This window comes from Bellilinea sp., from assembly GCF_034432615.1.
Taxonomy (GTDB): domain Bacteria; phylum Chloroflexota; class Anaerolineae; order Anaerolineales; family Anaerolineaceae; genus Bellilinea.
In genome coordinates, this window is record NZ_DAOUBL010000343.1 from 1 (window position 1) to 4,149 (window position 4,149).

A 4,149-nucleotide genomic window follows, 5' to 3' on the forward strand; every position below is an offset into this window, starting at 1 on the left:
GTGGCAAAAATTTCCTTACGCGCCAGAATGCTGGCCTCTGCAAAGGTTTCACCCAGCACGGTCAGGGTAATATCGCCTTTTTGAATAGTCGCAAAGCGCAGTAATTCAGCCGCCTCCGTCAACCGCAGCAGATGATCCGAGTCAATCGAAAGTTCCTCTGCCAGCCGGTAAATATCGGCACCGTCTTTGTGATTTTCCGCAATGTGTTCCAGCATACCGGTAAGATCGCTGATGCTGATTTCCGGCAGGGCGCGCGTTGTACCCGGTTCACCCGGCGCTGAGCCCAATTCTTCGGCTTCGGTCATGGTCTGACCGGCAAGAATGCCGTAGGTACGGTCCACCACTGCCTGAAATTCCGGAGATTTGCGCTGGCGCGGGTGCGGCAGATTGACTTCAAAATCGGCAACCACCCGCCCGGGATTTTTGTCCATCAACACCAGGCGGTCGGCCATAAAGACCGCCTCTTCGATGTTGTGGCTGACCATCAGGATGGCACGGGTCGGGATATTGCCGCTCAACCACAATTCGAGCAGCTCGCCCCGCAGGGATTCGGCGCTCAGTATATCCAGCGCTGAAAACGGCTCATCCAGGCAAAGCAGCTCCGGTTCAACCGCCATGGCACGCGCAAAGCCCACCTTTTGGCGCATCCCACCGGAAAGTTCCCGCGGATAGGCATTCTCGAAACCATCCAGACCGACACGGTCAATCAAATCAAGCGCCAGTCGGCGGCGGTTTTCCACCTCCACCCCGCGCGCTTTGAGAGCCAGTTCCACATTCTCCTGCACCGTCAGCCATGGAAAAAGTGCAAAGGTCTGGAAAACAATGGAAGCATAGGGATTGACCCCCATTAATTTTTGACCGCGGTAAAACACACTGCCTTCCGAAGCTTTTTGCAAACCGGTGATGATGCGCAGTAAAGTGCTTTTTCCGCAGCCCGAAGGTCCCAACAGGGCAACAAACTCGCCTTCCCGCACCGTCAGGTTAACTTTATCCACCGCCACAAAGCGTTTTTCGCCGCTACCATATAGCTGAGAAACATTTTGGAGTTCAAGTAAAACCGTATCGTTGCTCATCTATTCACTCCATCCGGTAAATTTCTTCCGCCTGGCGATAAAGCGGGCGCCATACCAGCCGGTTAATCAACACAACCACCACCACCATCACCAGCGTACCCGCCAGCAAGAGGGGATAGTTACCCTGATCGGTAGCATGGGAGATGACCGCCCCAATGCCGGTTGTCTGCTGAACCTTGCCACTGAAGGTTACATATTCCGCCACAATGCTGGCGTTCCAGGCGCCGCCGCTGGCAGTGATAGCGCCGGTAATCAGATACGGGAATAATGCCGGCAGGATTAAGGTACGCCAGCGCTGCCAGCCTTTCAACCCCAGCAGAGCGGTAGTGTATTTCAAATCCTGCGGGATGGCATTCGCCCCGGCAATGACATTGAAGAGCAAATACCACTGGGTTCCCATCAACATCAACAACACGGCTGCCAGATTCAACCCGCCCGGCAGCTGCAAAATGAACAACAACAATACCGGGAAAAGCGCGGTTGCCGGAACTGAGGCCGCCACCTGAACAATCGGCTGGACAACACTGGCAAAGCGTTGATTGGTGCCGATCAGCACACCCACGGGTATGGTCCAAAGCAGGGCAATCAACAAAGCCAGCCCAACCCGCACCGCCGTAGCCACCACCCCCAGACCAATTTGTCCCCACTCGCTTCCATCCACTTGGGTTAGCATCAGCACCGCCCGAATCGCTCCGTATCCCAGCAGGACCAGCACCGCAATTGCCAACAATCGGCCGGCCCACATCTGCCAGCGGGATGGCGGGCGTTCCTCTTGTTCCACCGGAAAGCGGCGCATCAACCAGCGGTCAACCCGTTCATTGAGCGGTGAAAACAAGCGCTCACCCAGAAAACGCGCCAACCTGGAACTGGACATCAGCGAATAAAACCACGAAGTGGGCGGATTGTCGCTTTCGACCATCTCGACCTTGAAGCGGTCTGACCAGGCGATGAGAGGCCGCCAGACCAGTTGATCCAAAGCCACAATCACCAGAATTAAGGCAGCCAACCCATAACCGACTGCCTGTAAATCACCCTGCAGCGAGGCTTCATGTAAATAAGCGCCCAACCCCGGCAGGCGGAAATCGCGCTGACCGACGGTAAAAATCTCGGCAGCCATCAGGAAGAACCAGCCGCCCGCCCACGACATCATGCTGTTCCAGATCAGGCTGATCATCCCAAAAGGCAGTTCCAGATTTTTAAAGCGCAGCCAGCTGTTCAAGCGAAAAATGGCGCTGGCTTCGCGCAATTCTTTGGGAATGGTGGTGAGGGACTGATACCACGCAAAGGTCAGATTCCACACCTGACTGGTAAAAATCAGCACTACCGAAGCAAGCTCAGCGGCAATGTTCTGCGGCAGGATGGCGCTCAGACCCAGCAAAACCACCGGCAAAAAGGACAGTATCGGCACGCTTTGCAGCACATCCAGCAGCGGCATCATCACTTTTTCGGCGCGGCGATTATATGCCGCCACCCGTCCGTAGATCAGGGTGAACACCACCGAGAGGAGATACGCCCCCAGCATTCTCAGAATGGAAAAGAGGGCATACCACGGCAGGCGGGTTGGCTCCAGCGAAATTTCTCTTCCCGTGACCACTGCGGGAGCATTGGCCGCCAGTCGTACTCCGGCATAAATCAACACAATGATCCCAATCAGCACCAGCCAGTCTACCCATTGCAGGCTTCGCAGGCCGGAGCGTTGAGGATCGAAATTTTGGCGGAAAGTCAGTTGGGGCTTTTTCATTGTGCTAGCAGACCTTTTTCTCTTGACCATTCCAGCGCTTCACGGATGGCATGGTCAACTTCCACACAACACGCCCATTCTAACTCACTTTTTGCTTTTTGAGCATCGTAATAAAAATAACGGCCAGTCAGGTACAATTCGGATGCCGAAACCGGTAAAGGTAACCAGTTTTCCAACAGGGCATAAATCGGCGCTACCCGGCGCACCAGGCTGGCAGGTAACACGGTGCGGGGTGGCGCAACACCGGCTGATGCAGCAATGCGCTCAACCAGATTTACAACAGTCAGGTTTTGCCCGGCAAGGAGATAGCGTTCCCCGCGCCGGCCGCGCTGTAACGCTGCCAGATGTCCGGCAATCGTATCCATCAGAGAAACCACATTCAATCCCCCCTCAACCACCACCGGCAGGCGTCGCTGCGCCGCCTGCACCACCACAGAACGCGATTGGCGGTACAAATCCCCTGCCCCAATGACCAGCGTCGGGTTGAGGATGACCACATCCAACCCGCGCGCCACGGCCGCCTGCACTTCCAGCTCTGCCAGATACTTGGCGTAAGCATAGGGCCAGCGCCCGGCAGGGTAATTCCAGGTATGGGTTTCATCCATCAAATAAGCGCTTTGGCTGCCCGGAATTTGCGGCGGAACCCCCAGCGCCGCCGCCGAGCTGGTGTGAACCACCCGTTCCACCCCGCATTGCAGCGCAGCCTGAAGCACATTACGCGTTCCTTCCACCGTAACGGTATAATGCCTGCCGCTGTCCCCCCTGCCGCCGCCCATCCATGCCGCTGCATGAAAAACGACCTGCACCCCCTGCATGGCCTGAAAAATGCTTTCCGGGCGGCTCAGATCGCCCAGCACATGCTCGAGCGGGAGGTCTTTGATGAGCATTAAATTGGAAGTGGGACGATGGAAAGCGCGCACCTCAAAACCGGCTTCCAGAAGGGCGCGGCACAATGCTGAACCGATGAACCCGCTCGCGCCGGTAACCAAAGCTTTAGTCATCCAGCCACTCCACAATCGTGGCTTCACCCTGCCCAACCCCCACACACAACATGGCCAGTCCATAAAACGGGCGGGGCTGAGTTGGCGCACGCCGGCGCATTTCATACAACAGGGTGGTCAAAATTCTTGCTCCCGAGCAGCCCAGGGGATGACCCAGGGCAATGGCACCGCCGTTGACGTTGACGATGTCCTCCGAAAGTTTCAATTCACGGATGACCGCCAGTGCCTGCACCGCAAAGGCTTCATTCAGCTCCACCAGCCCGATCTGTTCCATGCTCAACCCGGCTTTTACCAGGGCTTTACGGGCAGCCGGCACCGGGCCGATGCCCATGAT

Annotated in this window: 3 protein-coding genes and 1 pseudogene; all 4 read right to left on the minus strand. The window is 56.5% G+C overall.

Features of this window, described 5'->3' with window-relative positions; all coding sequences use genetic code 11:
* The coding region (locus tag VAE48_RS15605; protein WP_322794263.1) for an ATP-binding cassette domain-containing protein at positions 1-1,073 on the minus strand (1,073 nt) is incomplete at its 3' end.
* Positions 1,074-1,077: 4 nt separating this feature from the next.
* Entirely contained in the window at positions 1,078-2,814 is a 1,737-nt protein-coding gene (locus VAE48_RS15610) for an ABC transporter permease (RefSeq protein WP_322794264.1), read from the minus strand.
* Complete coding sequence (locus tag VAE48_RS15615) at positions 2,811-3,815, minus strand: NAD-dependent epimerase/dehydratase family protein (RefSeq protein ID WP_322794265.1); 1,005 nt, start codon at positions 3,813-3,815, stop codon at positions 2,811-2,813. Before VAE48_RS15615 ends, VAE48_RS15610 begins: the two co-directional genes overlap by 4 nt.
* Positions 3,808-4,149: pseudogene (locus VAE48_RS15620) on the minus strand (3-oxoadipyl-CoA thiolase); the annotation flags it as partial. The pseudogene VAE48_RS15620 and the gene VAE48_RS15615, both read right to left, overlap by 8 nt.

What these genes read in the sequence shown, in the direction of transcription:
- VAE48_RS15610 (WP_322794264.1), bottom strand. Translation starts at nt 2,814, where the DNA reads ATGAAAAAGCCCCAACTGACTTTCCGCCAAAATTTCGATCCTCAACGC.
- VAE48_RS15615 (WP_322794265.1), bottom strand. Translation starts at nt 3,815, where the DNA reads ATGACTAAAGCTTTGGTTACCGGCGCGAGCGGGTTCATCGGTTCAGCA.